Source organism: Paenibacillus sp. UNC451MF (assembly GCF_000686845.1).
Lineage (GTDB): Bacteria > Bacillota > Bacilli > Paenibacillales > NBRC-103111 > Paenibacillus_S.
In genome coordinates, this window is sequence record NZ_JMLS01000038.1 from 1 (window position 1) to 17945 (window position 17945).

A 17945-nucleotide genomic window follows, 5' to 3' on the forward strand; every position below is an offset into this window, starting at 1 on the left:
AAACCAACTCACGAATACCTCGAAGCCCTCCCGGTTATTCTCAAACGTTATTGGCTTCCCAAACTCAACTCCGCGGTAGTCTTGCGCACGAGCCACATGTTTGAATTTTGCGATGTCGACTCCGATAATTAAGGTAGAAAAAGTGATTTGATTAATTCTTTCATCTTGAGTAGAATGCATGTTGTAGTCTCCTTGGCTTGTTTTTAGATCCGTTCGCTCGCCAGCTCTGGGATCCTTAAACATCATACCAAGGAGTCTTTTTATTTCACAAACCTCGTATTTCTTCATAATAGGAATGCTGCCATTTAGCTTAATGAAAACAGGGAGCAGCTGCTACAGCAAACTGCTCCCTAGAACGATTCAACTATCGGACCCTTTAGTTTAATACACTCAACCCAAATTACCTCAAGGGATAGATTAGATCTATATTATTGAACCTGTTATGCCTCGTGAAACAGTGTGCAAGACAAGTGCTAAAATTGTGCATTTTAAAGTAATTTGGGATGGTGTACATTGAAATAGAGAGTATGCTTAATGAAATGTAACGGAGGGGTCTTATGATGAAACCGTGTAAAACATTTTTTATCGCCACTACCGTAAGCGCTATCATGATTGCAGGCTGTTCCAATGAGAAGCCAACACCGGGGAATACAGCCAGCACCACGGCTCCCAGCTCGGAGCCGGTCACGATCAAGATCAGCATGGATACAACGCTTGATGAAGATTTAATGACACAGATTCAAGAGCAATTGAAAAAGGATCATCCGAACATCACTGTAGAGTTCATCAAGGCGGTAAAGGGGACTATGCTGCAGGAGCTTATCATAGCCGGCCAGCCTCCGGACATTATACTCACTTACAACGGTAAAATTGCCTCCTATCAGGACCTCGACATTTTATACGACATGACACACTTATTGAAGCAGATGAACGTCGACCTGGGGCGCTTCGACCCCAGCATTCTGGAAGACTCCAAGATTGGAGCTGCGAATGACGAAATCTACGGGCTGCCGCTCAGTCTGAATTACCACGCGCTCTACTACAACAAGGACATCTTCGATAAATTCGGGGTGCCCTACCCGACCGACGGCATGACTTGGGATCAAGTGCTGCAGCTCGCCAAGAAGGTCACCGGTGTGGATTCAAGCGGTATGCAGATCCGTGGCTTCGATCCGGGCAACAGCGTCATCTGGGTATCCCAGCCGCTTGGCATCGCCGTAGTCGATCCGAAGACCGAAAAGGCTACCATGAATAATGATCAATGGAAAAAAGTATTTGAGATGGTGAAGTCGTTCTACTCCATTCCCGGGAACGAGCCAAAGGGGACGCCGAAGGATTCTTTCCTCAAGGATAAGCTACTTGCCATGTACACCGATCTCAGCATCATTAACGACCTGGAGCTCGCTGCTGCGAACGGCTTGAACTGGGATATGGTACAGTATCCGAGCTATCCGGAGAAGCCGAACATTTATGGCAACGCCAGTGTCAATATGCTGATGATTACAAAGACTAGCCAGCACAAGGAGCAAGCGCTTCAGGTTATCCAGACGGCGGTCTCGGATGCGGTGCAGCTGGAGAGCGCCCGGAAGGGCCGCGTCACGCCGCTGAAGGATCCCAAGTTCAAGACCGAATTCGGTAAATCGCGCGATGTGCTGAAAGGAAAAAATGTACAGGGCATCTTTAAGAGCAAACCGGTAAAATATCCGGTGGCGTCCAAGTACCGGTCAAAGGCCGAGAGCATGGTTCGCGACAAATTCACCGAATACATGACGGGCAAGATCGATGTCAATACCGCGCTCTCCCGCCTCGACGAAGAGATTAACAAGATGATCCAGGGCAGCACTCAATGATCGTGAGCTTATACCTGATGAGTCCTTCGGTACGCTGAAGGGCTCATTAGCAATTTCTTCGAGAACAGCCGGCTTAAGTAATAGCCGTTCTCGTAGCCGCATTGATGCGCCACCTCTTCGATAGTCGCTCCGCCGGTAATGAGAAGAGTGCATGCCTTTTTCAGCCGTAGACCGGTCAGGTAATCGCTTGGGGTCATGCCTTGTGCAGATTGGAACCGGCGTGTGAACTGCACAGGAGTTAGTCCCAGCTCATCGGACAGCGCCTTCATGCTGAACGCCTCGTACGCCTTCTGCTCGATTAAACGACATGCCCGCTCCATGAGAGGATCACGGCGGACATCTTCCTTGGGCTCCGAATGAATGGACTCGGCATAATGCAAATAGAGAATGTCTTGCAGGTGCACCGCAATCCAGCTCAAATAGAAAGGATCCGGAGAGCCGGCCAAGCTCTTCATCCGGAAGTAATTCGAAGCGAGCCTCCGTGTATCCTTGAACTTCACCTTCCCTACCGGTATCGATTCATGAGAATGCAAAAGACTGACCCCGCCGTCGACCCATTGGAACCGAATATAATAGAACGACAGCGGTGTAATGATATCCCGATAGAACGTCGTGCCAGGCGGGCATATAACGATGTCGCCGAACGATGCGATGCCCTCCTGATCACCGATCTCATAGTGAAAGGAGCCGTCCTCCACGGCAAATATGACCCATTCGTCATATATATCTTCTTTATAAGAAAACTGCTGCTTCTGAAACCAATATGTACACTGGCTCATGCGGGGATTCAGATTCCATAAACATTGCACGGGTGACCGCCCCTCCCTCAGGCGACTAGATAATTGAAATATTGTATTAAACTTATATTAATACAGTCCATTTTAAAAGGAAAGGAATTCCTCTATATTGAAACAAAGGATAAATTTTAATAAGGATGTGGATCCCAGAATCATGCTTAATGTAACAGGCTTCACCTTGAAGGAAACTCCCGACGAACTCGTCATTACCACGAGCAGTTATGTCATGTACATCGATAAAACTGGCTTCCGGTTCTCTTTCCACGGTCCTGAACGATCAATAATCGCAGCTGCACACCCAGATTCCGGCCTGCGGTTCTCCTCTCCTGACAGGGAAGGGCTTCATGACGCGATGATCGCTTCGCACATATCAAGCGACGATACCCAGGTGCGCCTCCTTGTCTGGAACCGTCACGGCGATCAGGCCGAGGTACGGATAGAGCCTTTCCCTTGCTGCGTTAAGCTGCAGGTCTTTCCGCTGGCCGAAGGCCGGTATGTCATCGAATCTAGGACTGCTCCCCTCCAGCCCGTTTTCGGTCTTGGCGACCATGGAGGCTACGGGGACACCGCGGATCTGTTCGGCTTTTCTGACGATGCCTTCTGTAATGCTAGCGACGGCAAGCGCTTCGTCTCGAATTTTGCCGTCTTCCCGGCAGCCGGCTTCGCGCAGGTGCTGTTCGAGGACGGTGTAAAACGTGTCCGAATCCACGAAACGGAGAATGCCTTGGGTGTGGCCGGAGTGCGCGAGGTGGATGGTTTGTATTATTTTATCGGCACGATGCAGGAAATTTACCGGGATTATAAGCACGCCCGCCTTCGCGAGGGATACGCAGACGCGAGGCCAAAGATCGACTTCTTCGAGCTTGGGTATGAGGCGTTCGGCTCTTTGGGATGGAATACGTACCAGCAATCGGTGTTGGACGATCTTCAAGCTTTTCTCGACCGAGGCTACCGGCTGAGGTGGAGCGTCATTGGCTCGGGTTTCTGGAAGGGCGACCGGAAGGCGAATGAACAGGGAGCGACGACGAGCTTCGGGATCTGGGACGAGCAGCGGCAAGAGGGCCGGACCGACGGTCTCCCGAATCCCAGGTACCCGGACCAGAAGGCGCTGAAAGCGTGGTTCCGCTCACATGGACTGAAGCTCATCCTGGGGCTGCGCATCAGCTTCAAGGCGCTGCACGAGCAAGGCGGAAATTATGAGCCTGAGCATGACGGCCCTTATGTGCTGGAAGGCTTGGAACGAGGCTATTTCGTCTCCGATGCCGAAGGGAAGCCGTTGACCTTCCGGGTTGTATTTCCTAAAGGCGCGGTCTATCTGCTCGACGCCCGCAAGCCCGAGGCGGTGGCATGGTACTTGGCTCTGGCCGGATTGTGGGAGGCGGACGGCTTCAAAGAGGATACAATGCTGAAGGATGGGCTCGTCCTTCGCAACGATGCCAAGTGCAACGGAACAAATGTGAAAAAGATGGAGGCCGGCTATCTCACAATGGTACGCAACAGCGCTTATTCCGTGCCCGGCGACATTCTGCGCCTGGAGGACACGATGTACGGCTTCGATCAAGACCGTCCGGCCCTGAACGGCTTGAATTACGCAGCGAGCGGCGCCCCGAACATCTATCCGGATATTGTGGCGGGCAAATACATGAACGCTCCGCTGACGGAGGATCAGAAGCTGTATTTTGTCCGGAATGCGATGTTCGCAGCCGTGTTCCCGGCGATGTCCGTAGGGCTTGGTCCTTGGAAGCTGAACGATCAGGCCTATGAAGCGGTGGTTAAGAAGGCGTGCGACTTCCATTCCTCTTTGGTGCCTTATTTGTACAGCGCGGCACAGGAGAGCTATGTAACCGGCTACCCGCACACGATGACGCCTCTGCCGATTGCTTACCCGGAGGATAGTAATACGTACGCCTTGGCTAATAAAAGGACGAAGCAGTACGAATGGATGCTCGGCCCTTCCCTATTGGCGACGCCGGCTTATGGGAGCGATTATGCCGAGGTTACGACGCGGGATGTTTATTTGCCCGAAGGCACCTGGATCGATTATGAGACCGGGCAAATGTACGAAGGTCCTGCCGTGCTGCCCGATTACGCTCTGCCGCTGGATAAGCTTCCGGTGTGGATTGGCGGCAAGGGGGTGCTCGTCGTCCGAGACTTATCGGACGAACGGCTCTTTGCGGAGGTATATCCGGTAGCCGGGAACGGGTCCGTCTACCTCTTCCGCTACCCCGACGGCGAACGAACCTCCCTGATTACGAATGACAATGAGGGCTGGAATCCGGAGACGCTGGAAGTTATTGAGGCTGGTTCCGGCTTGAGGACCGACTTCGCTTTCATGCCGATCACCGGCGCGTTCCGGTTCCCAATCCTTGAGGGGGTCAACTATCGGCTAGTTGGCGGGGCTTAAATTCGCTATACGATAGAAAGTCAGACTGAAATAGGCTCAAAATCGTTCCAGATACCCTAGAATAGTTGAATAGAGGCGGAATTTTAAAGAGGATTTCGCCTCTATATCAGTGGAAAAAAATCGTCGATAAAGTTCTCTACGGCGCTCGTTGCAGAGCTGAGCCTAGAATTGCGTGGTTGATTGACCTATTATACTTGGGTGAAATTCAGAGGGGCACCGTTATCAAGGAGGTGGAGCGCATAGGTATGTTGAAAGCGATGCGGATATACCGTTTCTTCAATAACTCGCTGTTCTGAACTGCTCCTTGCTTATTATGTTATCGTACCCATTAGCGGAATGAGCAGTATAACATAAATTATTAAAACTTACGTTTTTGATAGGGGATACCTTCGCCATCTTCACAATAGGATTTGAGACTATAAAGAAAAATAGCCCAGTTGTAGTTACAGGAGCGATAAAATGGCGTTACTTCTTTCCAGTTCGTATGACGCAAAGTAATAAAAGACTTCCCGTTCTTCTCTTGAATATCAAAGGAAATAATCGTACCAATCCATTCTGGATCCGAATCTATACACTGCCAAACGACTTTTTTATTAGTGATCAATTCCTCTATTCTCATCTTAGTTATGTCATTGCTACCGAATCGAAATTCATTAATAAAGCCAATCTGATTATTAATAATGAGTTCATTGGTCCATATTTCCGACAGTCCCTCAGCGGTGGTTAAAGTTTCATACACCTTCGATGCTGGAACATGTACGGTTTGCAAGTGCTCGATATTTGCCATGCCTTACTCCTTTCTAACTGCTATAATTTATGTTTGATGCTTATGATAACATATGATGAATATAATAGTTTCTTTTGGATTGCTATGTTGCAGTTATTGCAATTATTTGCTCTATTATCCTGCCCAACAGCGAAACGAGCCAACCAATCGTTTCCGCGGCTGGCTCGTCTTGGTGGCTATTCAACTTTTGTACCCGTTAGTTCAATTACATAAGTACTGACCCCATAAAAGATTAATTATTTGTTATACATATTTATAATTTTTAGTTGTTCAATAGGAAGATTTGAATCAAACATAACTTCGGAGAAATCAAAATCCGGAACCTTTGTTTTCTTTATCTCGATCTCGTAATAAGGCTTGCCAAACAAGTTGATCCAATGAAGCTCAGGAAGTTAATATCAATTCTCATACTAAAGAAATTGAAACCAACTATATTGCTTTTTTTCCAAGAGATATTATAACTGATTTTATGTCCTCTTCATTTCTCCATAAGAAGAGAGCCATCTATAGAAGGAATTGAAGAGTCCTGTATGCAAGCAAGAGTCTCCCGGTTCATGAATAGATCAACCACTTCGTTTATATCTTCCGAATTATATTTTCTCTTAAGAGGTTGAAACCGATCGTAGTTTTGAGGAATGAAATCTTTGCCAAACTTGTTTATCGACTGGAGTAACTCTGTTATGAAGGCTTCGTTTCTCCAAACCTTCAAGCTTGATAATGAAAATCGAATGATAGGGTATGTGAGATCTTTCATGAATTACATCAACTCCTCTGTATAATTATTAGTCAATCTTTATTACTTAATTATTACTCCAGCGTCTTACATCTCAACTAAACTGTCCGTAGCTTTAATGAAACAGGGAGCAGCACCGCAGCGGTCTGATCCCTGCTCAGATTGAACTATCGTACCTGTTTAGTTGAAAAAACCCAAGATGAGTTTATTAGTGAGTTGTGGATTTTCCATGGACATTGTATGTCCCACTTCTAAGTCGATAGCATAAACTCGTTTATTTTTACTCAAATCTGAAATGTTGGGGTACCACATTGTAGAACTGAACATGCCTCTGTGAAGCAATTTGATGGTCTCTGATTCGAAGTAACCGAAACTGTGTAATAAATTGGTAGCTTCATTGTCTGGCATATAAAAAAACAAATTGAGAGGATGGATGGTTGATGGTTGTGAAGTATCAGAACAAAACGAAGGCCAAATGGTTGCGCACGTCGCTGGCCGCCCTGACGCTTGCATTGGCGGTTCCCGTCTCCACGGCGTTCGCCGACGGACCCGCAGTGGAATCCAGAGCAGTGGGTAAAACGGCTGGTGCCACTCCCAACGTCACAATTATTCGCACCAACGGGAATATCGTCACCCCGATGGGAGCCGGTGAGTGGGATTACCTCGGTCAGCGCTCGACGGTTTCCTCGCAAAACCCGACCAACTACGTTCACTCCGGCGGCGGCGATTTTAAGTTCCAGGTTGTAAGCGGTCCGAGCGGCGGCGCCTGGTATCAACTGCGGGAATACGATCCGGGCAGCAATGCGGACGAAGTCGTGACCGGCTATGAGTACTTACTGTACCCTGGTGACACGCTGATCTATCGGGGGATCAGCAACTATGTCGACGGCGACAACAATAAGGCAGAATTTTACGTGTACGAAAGCTTCAGCGGATCCGGTTCCGTGAAGTATTGGGACTAAACCTGTTTCATCCCAGTTCCGATAGGGTCAAAAAGGGGCGTACCGGTGGCGGTACCCCCTTCTTGCATTTACACACTCCAGCGGCCAGATAGCAGAGCCTGCAAGATGCAGGCCTGTATTCTGCCAGAAAACATGTCGACAATCTGCAACCGCATTATTCCCCTCCTATATGGCGATTTCATTATCGTTCCCTTTAGCGGAAATAAGCCGCCGATCGAATCCATGGTAGCCTTGTGGGTATAAATATCTAAGCTATCGTCAATCTGTTTGTCGAAAGTTTGGCGTTTGTCTCCTTTATTGCAAACTGGTAAGAAGTGATTAACAATTGCTAGACAATTAGGGGGAAGGATGGTTAGATAAATAGAGATATAAATTCGATCTAGGAGTCTTCAAAATAATGAGTAAATTAGTAAAATTACCGAAAGCTGCTGTCTTTGGTGCTGCAAATGGTGTGATGTTCATGACTTTTTTTGGGGCTCTTTGGGCTTCCATTGGTATTATTGGTTCACATGGACTTGGAGATCCTTGGTCACTTGTTCTTTCAGGTGTTGTGACATTAATCTTACTTAGCGGTGCGATATCACTTTTTGGTAAAGCTCGTAACATGAACTTTGCTGTTACACCAGAAGAGAGAGAACATTGGAGAAAAATAAATCGAAAATTTGGTTTGATCTTTGGTCTGGAAGGTCTTGCTATCTTTATCGCAAGTGTGATTTGCAACATCATCAATAATTTTGAAGTCTTTTTTCCTATCATGGCAATCATTGTCGGTATCCATTTCTTTCCTTTAGCTCAATTGTTTCGAGAAAATTTTTATTATGGTACAGGTGTAATGCTCAGTATTTTAGGCATTATTACTTTCTTTTTACCAATGAATGCTACTGTTAATAATGTAACTCTGATTGCGACGTCTACTTTTATCGGTTTTGGTTCTGCTCTGACGCTGTGGGTGACAGGTCTGAGAATCTGGATAGCCATGCTCAAACAATTGAAACAAAAATAAAAAAGAGCGATGATCGAACTGCACCCCCAATTGTGGTCACACATAAAGGTGCAGTTTATTTATTATGATCAACTATTATTTAAAACAATTAAAGGGCTGAATGCGAGTGAACGAGTTCATCATGAATAAGCCCATCTGTGGTGTATTGCTGCAAATGTATTCGATTGAGCAGCTTCTTCATCCTCACCTTTGTTCAACTACGCTGCCCTTTAGCTTAATGAAAACAGAGAGCAGCTGCTACAGCAAACTGCTCCCTAGAACGATACAACTATCGTACCCGTTAGCTCAATAGTCTTATGTTTTAATTAGAGTCGCTGCTTATAGTTGTGAGGCTTGCCGAACACCTAATGCAGTGACGTCCTGACGGGCTTAGGGGGCTGGATGTGGTCACTCGCTTCTCAGAGTGACCCGAAGCGTCAATATGGTGTTAGTCGAAGGAAGTTCTGGAAGCAGCCATTGCATTTAACGCGTTCTCAAAATAGCTATATACTTCATCTGCAATTCCCAGAAACTCTTCAACAAGTACATTATTACTATCCAAGTAACAAGCATACAGATAATCAACTAAAGCGGAGTCAATCTCACAATAGTTTAATATGGCATTCTTCATCTTAATAATGTCATCTTGCCATACACCTGTATCTTCTAAAACCAAAGAGTATAATGCACGAATTAATCTCTTAGAGTAACCTTTAATATATCTATTTTTCATTGTGTTATCACTAGCATTAGAAAGTAAACTATGTCTACGATCTACTTCCTTCTTGGTCTCTGTATTTAAGTCTAAAATGAACTCTGGAGAAATAATTATCGGTGGTACTTTTTCACCAACGTCATGACCATATATGCAAACACAAATTATCTTTACCCAAAAACCCCACTCATTTGGTTTACTTAATACATCGTCAATCGAGCAAATTGTCGTATCAATCTTAGTTACTACTGGATATTCTTCCAAAAGCCTGTCTTTAATATTTGACAATCTTTCGTAATCAATATCTTTGGGATTTACACATACAATAGTAAAGTCTGCATCTGACTTAAAAGGTTTAGCAGTTCCTTTTGGAATCGAGCCACACATATAAATGCTATGAATCTTACCTTTAAATTCGGTAAGTATATTATCTATATACTTATCAACAAAATCCTTATATTCACTTTGTATTACAATTCTATTTATAACTTTTTCTAATATCATATAGACTCCTCCTAAACTAAGAACTTCTTTCGGCTAACGTCTTTTTTGCGAACTTCGTAAAATTCGTCATGACTTAAGTTTTTCGCGAAAACATTCAACTATCCTGCCCGTTACTTCAATAAAGAAAAAAGGAGCCGCATTGAAGCAGCTCCTGCACTATCGTACCCGTTAGCTTAATAGTTCATTCAAAACCTTAATGATTTTTTCCTTAGTTTGTGGCAAACGGTTTTCAGCACCATCTGGATGTAACGGTTCACCCCAGGTAAAACCATCGCCTTCGTATCTTGGTATGAGATGCATGTGATAATGTGTCAAATCGTTGAATTTCCCACCATCTTGACTCACTCTAATACCATCTGGTTTATATAAGTATTTTAAGACAGATGACAGCATTTTAGAGGCGTCCATTATGCTGTAAGCAGTTTCTTTGTCGATTTCATCGACATCCAAGTAGTGTTTTTTAGGAAGGATTAGTGTGTGCCCTTCATTAAATGGAGCAATATCAAGTACACAAGTAATTAGTTCGTTTTCAAATAATATATTCAAATTAGGTTCAATTCCATTTGCAATCCTACATCCCAAGCATTCCATAGCATGACCCCGATAAAAAAGATTCTGTTGTTATTTACAGATAATAATTCGATTACCCTATTAAACTATCCTGCCCGTTAGCTTAACTCGTCTCTATACGCTTTCTCAAACAATGTCTTGTAATGAGTTAATCCGAAATCCCTTTCAAGACCTCTTACTTTGCTCCAAAACTCATCTTCGTCAAAACCTTCAAAATCTTCAATGATGAACAAGGCAAGATTGTGAAAAACATGAGCGATTCGAAATACTTGGTTGAAGTTTTCTTTACTGAATTCACCACTATTTTAATATCTAAAAACGCTTGATAATTGATCGTCAAGTATGCCTTTTTTTTATTTTCTTCCAACAGAACTCCTCATTTCAGATGAATTTGCGTTAAAATTTTTAACCTACTTCAAATGTTTGTGGAGGGCCTCGTGGGGAATATAGCTAAACTAACGTCTCCCGTTAGCTTCACCTCACAGTTATCATTTCCGCTAGTTCAACGATTTGTCGGATTCAACCCAGTTTGCATAATATACAAATACTCAGTTAATATTTCATTAAAATTAGGTTCTACAGGTAGCTTCTCAATATATCTCCATAAAATCATTTCCTCAGTTTGAATGTTAACAACCTCATATTCCATCTGTGTAGATTCCCAGACGATAACTTGACCTAAACACTGCTCAGATTCGTTAATTATGCCGGTAGAAGGATTAGGAACACTACTTTCAGGGGTTGTATGCTTTATAAACTTGGTAGAGATAAATAGATCCTCTAGCTCACCCTTATTGGTTTCCACCCATAACATAAACTTATCTCGAACCATTTTACCTCCCCTTTCATCTAGCATCATCCTGGTTGTTTGTTAAAACTATCGTTCTCCATTAGCGCAACGAGGAACAATTCCAACTTGGTATTCGTCTTCATAAATAAGTATGCCAGGAAGCTCTTTGGAAATGGACTTAATTATTTCGACGTTATATTTCTTGGCAATATTAATGAAGGGCTCCAAGTGGATCATCATCTCTGGCGTCTTATTACCATACTTAAACCATGTTACTGCATTTACTGAATTGTTATCATCGTAGAAAGGCGGATTAGGCAAATTCTGTTCGAACCATTCTTTGGTGTCTAGGTAAAGCTTGCTATCGCTTTCCGAAAGCTTATCGTCACGAAATAAGTGATAAATAACAACAAAAATGCCATAAAATTGTTTAGTCTTGGGACTAGAATAATTACCATGATATCTAATGTACAAAAATTTCTCCTCCTTAATTTACGTGGTTCGCAAACAAAAAACGCGCTAGAACCCATGGGTCCTGCGCGTTGTATGTCGCAGGATGGGAAGCGCGAAGAGCGTTAACCCATCCCTAATCTTTAGGAATTTGTTAACGCCTCTCATGATGATGAGGTTGTTTCAAAATCAAATTATACATTGTATTACCCCATTCCACTAACATTATGGTAATAATAACCATTACGATGTAATGCGTCAAGACTTAAATTATCCTGCCCGTTAACGTAATGCGGCTGCCGATCCATGCCGGCAACCGCGTCTTAGTTGATTATTAAACTATCGTACCCGTTAGTTCAATGTTTCATTTTTATTTTAGTACCAAATCTACAATCCATGTCTTACTAAATGCCGCTCTTTCAGTAACAGTCTTCAAGTAATCTCAAATAGTGTTAATTCTCCGGCTAATCCTTGTTTAAGAATATTATCGCAATTTTGAATCACTTCGACTAAGTAACCCTTGTCATAATCTTGTTCATTATCAGCTAAAATCATTTCCACATTTTGTCTAATTTCCGAGCAATATTCAAGTAACTTTTTAGAATCTAGGTGTTGTTTCGATATCTCATGATTTTCCCAAATGATCACACAAGGTGCTTCTAGCCCGAATCCCCCAAATAAACAATCGTCAAATTGCGTTAGGTTAGTTCCAAAATAATTATTTGGAGCATTAACCGCTATTGCAAATTCCTTAAAAAGTGATTCAAGACTCCATATTTTATCACCATTAAGCGTATAAGTATTTACCATATATTTATCATCCCTCTCCTCTAGAGACGTTTACCTCATACTATCACAATTTAATAACTAAACTCTTTAGCTCAAAGAAATAAGGAGCAGTTATCACAGCAAAGATTTCGACCCTTACTGTCGTTATCGTTCTCCGTTAGCGCAATGAAATTCCTCTTTTTTACAGATAATATCAGTGATCTTATAATTTGAGAAGCCTGAGGTATTCATTTATCAGCTATCGTTTTAGCATAAATCTGCGACGATATACGATTAGTTCATCCACCTATAATAATCTTGAGAATGCATTGTTTTAAATCCAACCGATTTATATAACCCTAGAGCGTGGTCGTTTTTCGTTTCGACTTCTAAGTGTACCGAATATCCCGCCGATCTTTGCTCTTTAATGATTCGGCGCAACACTTTTCTGCCTATTCCTTTGCCTTGATATTCTGGCAAAATGGAAAATCCATAAATCCACGCTCGCCCCTCTTCTCGGCTCACTCGAATTTTCCCTACCGTTCCTTCGCTTACGTCAATCATGAGCATATCAGTGTTATCCGCGAAGATCTTGCTTTCTCTCGCTCTGGCGTCTTCTTCGTCCAACCCGAACGCCGTAACGGATAATCGTACGCGCATTTCGTAATCATCTAATGTTGCTTGCCTCAGAAGAATACCGTCCGTTTCTTCAAGTGCCTTTTCTTGCCACTCCATTTGATGCTCTGAGAATGCATACTCAGCACCTTGTTTACTCAAAAAAGCTTTTGCCGCATCTGATCCTGCAGGCGCGTTCAACAAGATTTTCTTGTACCCGGTTTGTTTGACTTTTGCCATTCCTTGTTGGAACAATCGATGGAAATGCCCATTTCGTCGTTCACTTGGTTTCACCATTCCGCAAGCTTCGACTGTAGAACCAAATGCATACAAACCTAAAAACGCTACAAGTTCGCCATTTTCATAATGATAAAAATCTAGCTGATCAGATTCGCGTTCTCTAAGCATTTCCCAGTTAAGCTTCAGTTGTAAATGATCATGAATTTCACACTCTTTTTGCAATTTTTCAATATCTTTTATTTGTTGTGTCGTTAACATTTTTTCTCCTTTGATAACATTTGTAGCTCCTATACACATTTTTCTAGGGAAAGTTCCCCCTATTAAAGTACCATTAAATTCAATACTATTTGAAGGGAAAGAAAATATATATTAATCTATCCTGCCTGTTATTTTAATAAAAACGGGGAGGAGCTGTCGCGCAGCGATCTGCTTCCTAGTTATTACGCTTTCGTAACCATTAGTTTAACGGTTTCCCACCAATTTACAACGTATGAAATTGGTAACTTTTTATATATTTTTGCGTCAATACTAATGTACTATCTCATTGAAAGGAGGAGTTTCATTTGAAGAAGTATGTATTTATTTCCTTAACAATAATGGTACTAGGCTTAATCTTTCTAATAACTACAACAAATAAAAATCCACTTCATATTTACCTCTTACCAGAAAACTTTGTTGGAGAAGTAAGAGTTGCTTTTGACCAATCAGATTACCCACCACTTACCAAAGAAAGAAATACATTTATTTATTACATACCTAAGTCAGGTAAGTTGAAAACCTCAAATACCATGGAAAGTGGACCTGTTGAGGTATACTATGTTGACAATCAGGGTCAGCGTAAGAAAGTAAGCCATGAAAATTTTTCTGGGGTGTCTTCGCATGGTGGAGGCGAAGATAATCAAACAGTTGCAACATTCTTTATTGGTACAAAAGAACAATACGAAAATTATGTGAAACAACAATAATGTTGCTAGGAACATTGGATGATTATTAATAATTTGAGAACCATCATTCCGTTATGCTGCCCTTTAGTTCAACAGGCTGCCGATTATTCCGGCAGCCTATCGTTGTTGTTGTTGTTGTGCTCTCGTTATCCGTTAGCCGAATGGTTATTGCATTTTTCTTTCATTAATTCAATAATCCTTTCGTTTTGGTCAATTTGAGTTATGATATTTGAGTTAAGTTTTTGAATAGCAACAAATATTCCAAACAATGCGCCTAAAATTAAGAATCCTACAAGACCATCCATAATTGACTCCTTTCACGAAAAAAACATGGTTTTGGAACACAAAACAATCTTATTTTCCATTCCATTGATATTCGTGATAATAAACTTAATTTCCTTTTTATGTAAATATGTTCAATGAGTATGGTTCCACTCTTCTGCCCGTTAGTGCAACGCGACTGCCGATTAGTACCGGCAGCCGCGTCTTTGTTTATTAAGCTATCGTACCCTTTAGTTCAATCTTTGTAACCATTCGTGACCGTTAGGATATTCTTTTTCAAGGGCTTCTCTAAGCCATTGCTTTTGCTCTAGATTAAAGTAAGATACGGATACATTAAAATCTTTATAATGGTCTGCAGCATCAAATCCATCTAAATAACTGGATTTATAAAAAAGGACTATTTCAGGAGCTAGATAAGGAACTCCATTTGACGTTGTTAATATTGCCTTATATATTTCGCGTTTTATTTTCTTTTCCCCTGGTAAGTAAAAATCCCCAGTATCACGTTCATTGAAAAGAAACTCTACATATGTAAAATCTCTTTGCTCCAACTTTTCAAGACCAAACTTATACCTTTCTTGTCCAAGTGGTTCCAATATAACCCGATTCTCGTTGGCGGTAAAACAAAACAAATTTCGCTTTTCAAATGGCTCATCTTGTTTTTTGTTCAGCTCATGCACTACTCCTCCACCACATGCCTGAAGCACCCTCCATCCCGAACTTAACATAAATTCAATGATTGAATTTCTATCTTCCCAGAACACTGCAACATCTAAGTCTTTATGAGTTCGGGTCTGTCTACCTAGAAATAAATCGATAGCAGTACCACCACAAATAGACCAATCAAGCCCACGTTCGTTAAGCAACGTGCGAGCTTGTGAAATTATATTCTCCACACTCAACAACTCCTCTAGAAGCTATCGTTTCATTAACCTTCTGGGTAATTTTACAGTATATAGGGGAGATCAGCCATCTAATTTCTTAACGTAATCTGCCCGTTAGTTGAGCGGTGACATCATTAAGACAACAACCGCTGCTACAACCTAAAAGTAACGACGGTAGAGTTCTCGCCGGCGTTCCCCGCGCAGCTGGGCTTATATTTGAGTGGTTGATGCTTTTCATGCCCCAACATGCCTTGAATGAAATCTAATGGTGCTCCGTTATTAAGGAGCTTGCATGCATAGACTCAGGCACCGGCAAGAGATTTTCAAGTGAATGACATCTTCCTCAATCAAAAACTTAGGAATACACTTGTCCATTTTGGGTTCACGTAACTTCAAAGAAGGATTTGATGATAAGTATGTCTCTTCATAGGCAAAGCGGAACAGGGAACGAACAAAACGTAAACGATGTGCCAGGCTGCTGGGTTTCAAGCGATCGGACTGCTTAGCCAAGTATTCCTTCAACAAGTTCAAAGTAACCTCAGAAATATCCAGGTCCCCGAGCTCTCTTACTAGCATCTTGAACTGAAGGGTATAGGCTTTCTGCGTACTGGGACTAAATCCCTGGATACGTTTATCAGCTTCATACAGTCGCCATAACTCACACGAAATCATAAATAAAACCTCCCATAATAGCTATTAAATCTAGTTTGCTTCTTATGGAAGGTTTTAGACTGACTTTATTAAACTAGCGTACACGTTTGTTCAATGTTTTTTAGCTGCAATGTTCCATTTCATGAACAAGTTTATATCTGAGATTTCATCTAGAATAATCCCTTGGTATTCAAGATTATTCCTTAGCTCATTTAGCAGAATGGGCTTAACAATGTGTTTCTCTAATTTCCTTTTTGTACGGGAAATGTGAACTAAACCAAATACAGAATTGGCTCTTATTCGAGGGTCGTCATGTTGAGCTAATCGAATACAGACATTTTGAGCAAAATTCCAGTTCGGATGGTAAAGTCCTATAGATAAGGGGAGTCGGATTAATTCCTCTGTTTGCCCTCTTCGAAGTAATTCTTGGATTTCATCTTCTTTGAATATTCTTCTAAAGCTTTATAAATACGCTCCAATTCTACCACTCCTTTCTGGAGCTCTCGTTCTCCGTTAGTTGCATCACTTTTCGTTTACGAAAGGCTTATAATCTTGTTCGTACGATATTTTTGTTTCCTCATACGTTGGAATATCAATTAGTTCAACATTTTCTATATTTAATCCTAAAAAATCTTTTGCAATTATTCTCACGCTATTCTTAATCTCATCAATGTCCCACGGTTTAAATATTTTTGTCCACATATCAATATAGACAGATTTATAGCCATCTATATTCGTAGGAGCAGAATGAGGAACTTGACGAGAAACATCTTCTACGTCTCTTGGGTATATGTAATGATAATTAATATCTTCGTTACCATTTATAAAACTTTCAATTTCATCACAATATTCTTTATCATCGCCTATAATATCCATATCGTATTTTATAAGATTAATTAGACCTGTCACGGTTGTAAGTTCAAAATAACCTAAAAATTTTTTTTGATCTTGATTAGAATAAAGCGTAATTTCATCATTACGACTCTTGCTGCAGAAACCATAGTTTTGAGATCCCGAATGAGTACGGTAAATGGCTTTTGCCCCCCTCTACGCCTTTTGATTATTCTGTTTGTTAGTGCGGAAAAGCTGCTAGTTCTCGCGGCAGCTTCTTGTTGTTGGTTTTTGGACTCTCGTTCTCCGTTAGTTCAACGAATTAATCTGAAATGCAGTGCTTTCTTACACCTCATCTAATTTGTTTGCGATTATTAGTTCGTTTGCCATCCTCTTGTTAATAGCCATGTAATCATATTCTAATTTGTTGCGTTATATTAAAGCTATCTGTGATTGGGTAGCAGGTTGAGCCTCAATAATTTCTAAAAAATTTAGTCGACCTATACGCTCACCTTTAACCTCATCTTCACATAGTACGATAACTTCGTACATGGCATTTATGGCCTTTTCATAGTTAAGGTTTTGTGCAGTCGCAGAATCTGTACTTAGTAAGAACCGTTCAGAATATTTCTTGATTAGCGGAATGTAATTTTCTAGAGGATATTCATTATTAGGGTCATAAGCTGTGAAACCTGCGAAAAAGTCAATGTACAGGTTAGTGTACCGGCTAAGCAGGCTCTCTATATTATCAGGGGGATTAAAGACATTGGCGTGACCAAATATAAAATATTGTGTCTGGGTATGTACGAAGTGCATCTTCTAGCTTTGTAATTGGCTCACCGAAGGGCGGATCAATATGTAATAAAATCGGCACTTTATATGTTGCACAGAGTTCATATATTGCAGGCAGGTTACCATCCATTGGGTGAAGCGATTTCCATTGTAATTGCGATGTTAGCGGAGAATAAGTAGATGCAGCAACAGACTCCCCGATACCATAATAGCCCTTTTCAAGCTTTGCTTTAACAATTGCAATTGCCTCTTCATCATACATTGGAAATCCGGAGAAGAACGGATAGAACTTATCTGGATATTTCATGTACGCTTCCCAAGATAACTTATCGCTCAGCATGGCAGCAGGTTCAGAAATAGCACCAAAAAGTACAGTTTTGTCGACTTTCACCTT

At 42.0% G+C, this 17945-nt stretch carries 20 protein-coding genes and 1 pseudogene; 6 read left to right on the forward strand and 15 right to left on the reverse strand.

Annotation, left to right across the window (positions count from 1 at the left end):
- Nucleotides 1-180 (reverse strand): annotated as a pseudogene (locus BP97_RS37690) (IS110 family transposase); the annotation flags it as partial.
- A 377-nt stretch (nucleotides 181-557) separates the two neighbouring features.
- Between BP97_RS37690 and BP97_RS0128195 the strand changes: the two are divergent.
- Nucleotides 558-1850: an ABC transporter substrate-binding protein gene (locus BP97_RS0128195; protein WP_028552110.1), complete on the forward strand. Its 1293-nt coding sequence runs from the start codon at nucleotides 558-560 to the stop codon at nucleotides 1848-1850.
- Nucleotides 1851-1858: 8 nt separating this feature from the next.
- Here BP97_RS0128195 and BP97_RS0128200 read toward each other — a convergent pair whose 3' ends face one another.
- A complete protein-coding gene (locus tag BP97_RS0128200) occupies nucleotides 1859-2659 on the reverse strand; it encodes an AraC family transcriptional regulator (protein ID WP_051621019.1) in 801 nt (266 codons plus the stop codon).
- Nucleotides 2660-3017: 358 nt separating this feature from the next.
- On the reverse strand, nucleotides 3018-3704 hold the full coding sequence (locus BP97_RS40790; RefSeq protein ID WP_197035555.1) for a hypothetical protein: 687 nt from the start codon (nucleotides 3702-3704) through the stop codon (nucleotides 3018-3020).
- 165 nt (nucleotides 3705-3869) lie between these two features.
- Here BP97_RS40790 and BP97_RS40795 point away from each other — a divergent pair, with 165 nt between their 5' ends.
- On the forward strand, nucleotides 3870-5051 hold the full coding sequence (locus tag BP97_RS40795) for an alpha-amylase family protein (protein WP_197035556.1): 1182 nt from the start codon (nucleotides 3870-3872) through the stop codon (nucleotides 5049-5051).
- 358 nt (nucleotides 5052-5409) lie between these two features.
- Here BP97_RS40795 and BP97_RS0128210 read toward each other — a convergent pair whose 3' ends face one another.
- Nucleotides 5410-5838, reverse strand: coding sequence for an SRPBCC family protein (locus BP97_RS0128210; RefSeq protein WP_028552112.1), 429 nt, complete (start codon nucleotides 5836-5838; stop codon nucleotides 5410-5412).
- Nucleotides 5839-7011: 1173 nt separating this feature from the next.
- Here BP97_RS0128210 and BP97_RS0128220 point away from each other — a divergent pair.
- From BP97_RS0128220 to BP97_RS40395, 3 genes are all read left to right on the forward strand, one after another.
- Nucleotides 7012-7533 carry a hypothetical protein gene (locus BP97_RS0128220; protein ID WP_051621021.1) on the forward strand — a complete coding sequence of 174 codons (522 nt, stop codon included), beginning with the start codon at nucleotides 7012-7014 and terminating at the stop codon, nucleotides 7531-7533.
- A gap of 397 nt (nucleotides 7534-7930) precedes the next feature.
- Entirely contained in the window at nucleotides 7931-8536 is a 606-nt protein-coding gene (locus tag BP97_RS0128230) for a hypothetical protein (RefSeq protein ID WP_028552115.1), read from the forward strand.
- Nucleotides 8537-8657: 121 nt separating this feature from the next.
- Nucleotides 8658-8828: a hypothetical protein gene (locus BP97_RS40395; protein WP_156043372.1), complete on the forward strand. Its 171-nt coding sequence runs from the start codon at nucleotides 8658-8660 to the stop codon at nucleotides 8826-8828.
- Nucleotides 8829-8963: 135 nt separating this feature from the next.
- Here the strand turns inward: BP97_RS40395 and BP97_RS0128235 are convergent, their stop codons facing one another.
- The 6 genes from BP97_RS0128235 to BP97_RS0128265 form a co-directional block, all read right to left on the reverse strand.
- A complete protein-coding gene (locus BP97_RS0128235) occupies nucleotides 8964-9734 on the reverse strand; it encodes a nucleotidyltransferase domain-containing protein (RefSeq protein ID WP_028552116.1) in 771 nt (256 codons plus the stop codon).
- 168 nt (nucleotides 9735-9902) lie between these two features.
- Nucleotides 9903-10325: an HIT family protein gene (locus tag BP97_RS0128240; protein ID WP_028552117.1), complete on the reverse strand. Its 423-nt coding sequence runs from the start codon at nucleotides 10323-10325 to the stop codon at nucleotides 9903-9905.
- Nucleotides 10326-10806: 481 nt separating this feature from the next.
- The gene (locus tag BP97_RS0128250; protein WP_028552119.1) at nucleotides 10807-11136 is read right to left on the reverse strand and encodes an immunity protein TriTu family protein; all 330 of its coding nucleotides are present in this window, start codon (nucleotides 11134-11136) and stop codon (nucleotides 10807-10809) included.
- Between the two features lie 45 nt (nucleotides 11137-11181).
- Nucleotides 11182-11568, reverse strand: coding sequence for a hypothetical protein (locus BP97_RS0128255; RefSeq protein ID WP_028552120.1), 387 nt, complete (start codon nucleotides 11566-11568; stop codon nucleotides 11182-11184).
- 408 nt (nucleotides 11569-11976) lie between these two features.
- Nucleotides 11977-12354 carry a barstar family protein gene (locus BP97_RS39180; RefSeq protein WP_051621022.1) on the reverse strand — a complete coding sequence of 126 codons (378 nt, stop codon included), beginning with the start codon at nucleotides 12352-12354 and terminating at the stop codon, nucleotides 11977-11979.
- 252 nt (nucleotides 12355-12606) lie between these two features.
- Entirely contained in the window at nucleotides 12607-13425 is an 819-nt protein-coding gene (locus BP97_RS0128265) for a GNAT family N-acetyltransferase (protein WP_028552121.1), read from the reverse strand.
- A 305-nt stretch (nucleotides 13426-13730) separates the two neighbouring features.
- Here BP97_RS0128265 and BP97_RS0128270 point away from each other — a divergent pair, with 305 nt between their 5' ends.
- Entirely contained in the window at nucleotides 13731-14132 is a 402-nt protein-coding gene (locus tag BP97_RS0128270; protein WP_028552122.1) for a DUF6843 domain-containing protein, read from the forward strand.
- Between the two features lie 125 nt (nucleotides 14133-14257).
- Here BP97_RS0128270 and BP97_RS40800 read toward each other — a convergent pair whose 3' ends face one another.
- From BP97_RS40800 to BP97_RS39185, 5 genes are all read right to left on the reverse strand, one after another.
- Nucleotides 14258-14416, reverse strand: a complete 159-nt coding sequence (locus BP97_RS40800; RefSeq protein ID WP_197035557.1) for a hypothetical protein — start codon at nucleotides 14414-14416, stop codon at nucleotides 14258-14260.
- Nucleotides 14417-14623: 207 nt separating this feature from the next.
- Nucleotides 14624-15289, reverse strand: coding sequence for a nucleotidyltransferase domain-containing protein (locus BP97_RS0128280; RefSeq protein WP_028552123.1), 666 nt, complete (start codon nucleotides 15287-15289; stop codon nucleotides 14624-14626).
- A 267-nt stretch (nucleotides 15290-15556) separates the two neighbouring features.
- Entirely contained in the window at nucleotides 15557-15949 is a 393-nt protein-coding gene (locus tag BP97_RS37705) for a site-specific integrase (protein WP_231506465.1), read from the reverse strand.
- Nucleotides 15950-16450: 501 nt separating this feature from the next.
- A complete protein-coding gene (locus tag BP97_RS0128295; RefSeq protein ID WP_028552124.1) occupies nucleotides 16451-16837 on the reverse strand; it encodes a hypothetical protein in 387 nt (128 codons plus the stop codon).
- Nucleotides 16838-17516: 679 nt separating this feature from the next.
- Nucleotides 17517-17858 (reverse strand): amidohydrolase family protein, encoded by a 342-nt coding sequence (locus BP97_RS39185; RefSeq protein ID WP_156043376.1) that lies wholly within the window; start codon nucleotides 17856-17858, stop codon nucleotides 17517-17519.
- Nucleotides 17859-17945: the final 87 nt, after the last annotated feature.